General features: G+C 60.7%; 1 protein-coding gene. It reads right to left on the bottom strand.

Annotated features, from left to right (window positions below):
• Positions 1-66: 66 nt before the first annotated feature.
• Positions 67-1,242, bottom strand: a complete 1,176-nt coding sequence (locus AC04MI_RS25235) for a glycosyltransferase family protein (protein WP_435996845.1) — start codon at positions 1,240-1,242, stop codon at positions 67-69.
• Between the last annotated feature and the right edge of the window lie 93 nt (positions 1,243-1,335).

The raw sequence follows: 1,335 nt of genomic DNA, 5'->3' as shown, positions 1-1,335 counted from the left end.
CGTCAGGGTCTCTACGCATTGCGTTCCGCACCGCGTCTCGACTAGGGCGCGGCGTGAGCAAAGGCGTTAACCCGCGAATCGGCGGGCGAGTCGTCCCTTGACCTTTCCGAGCAGGCGGAGCGTACGCCATTCGAAGCCACTGATCGCGGCGGTGGTTGGCGTAAGCGCGGCGCTCTCCAGTACCGCTGCCCATTGTGGCGCGACCACCTGCAAACGATGCTTACGCCAGACATGCTCCCTCGCTCGGCCTCCCATCTGGGGAAGTGTCTTCCGGTGCTGGAGAGCCCACTCGAGGGCGCTAGTCCAATCTTCTTCTCCGTGGCCGACGAGTAGGCCGCTCAGGGCATGTTGGACGCTGTCGGCATAGGGAGCTACGTCGCTGTACAGCCCAGGAATTCCCAGGGCACCGTACTCGCGAAATTTGTTGTTGGTCTTTGATCTGGAGAACGCATCGTCCTCCAATGGCGCCAACGCCAGCTCCCATCCTCGCGCCTGTTTGAAGTCAAGAAACTGGCGGTAGTTCGAGATGTTTTCGAAATGGCGGACCCCTGGTGTGTTCTTCAGCTCTTCAGGCATGTGGCCTATGAACTCAAACTCGAACGCGCCAGGGCGATTCAGGATCGTACGCTTAATGGCGGAGACGACAGTGCTGAACCCTCCACCGCGCTCACTGCCCGCATAGCCGACGCGCAGAGGTCGATCAGGTGCAGTCTCCTGTCGTGAATGTGGCGCTCGCTCAGCCAGCAGGTCGAAGTCAAAAGAGGCGGGCACATGCTCAACTCTCGACTTCGGGAACTCGGCGCGCAGATGGTTGGCGAGATGAGGCGAACTGACCAAGACAATCGTCGCGTTGCGGATGAAAAGGGCCAGCGACTGTCGTACGGCGGGGTTCGCGTAATAGGCTGACAGTGCGTTATCCCTGCGGTACTCCCAGAGATTGTCGTCGAGATAGTAGGCGTAACGCGCTGCTCGCCGCGCCAACGCAACCGGAAGCCATGAGAACTCAGGAGCGCATACCCTTGAGAACATCGTGGGTCGGAGGTGGTAATCGTGTTGGGAGGCCTGATTCCACAATTTGACATGCAGGCTTGCCGGCTGCACGCATTTCTCAAGCACGCTTGAAGTCAGGGTGGCGGTCGGCCCCGCGCTGTCTACCACCAAGTTCAATCCCGCAACGAATTTGGCTGCTGGGTCGGCGGCAGCGCGCCGAATGTTGCCCCAATCCGGCTGGTCACCGCTCATCGCGGTTTTCGCTTCCTGCCAGTGTTGCGCTTCGATCGATTCACCTGATCGGCCGGTGTGGGCTCGCCCTCCGCCGGCAGCTGGGTGCTACCG

Source organism: Acidovorax sp. LjRoot204 (genome assembly GCF_056175785.1).
The sequence above is the reverse complement of the archived record's forward strand: the minus strand, read 5'-3'. Positions and strand labels throughout refer to the sequence as shown.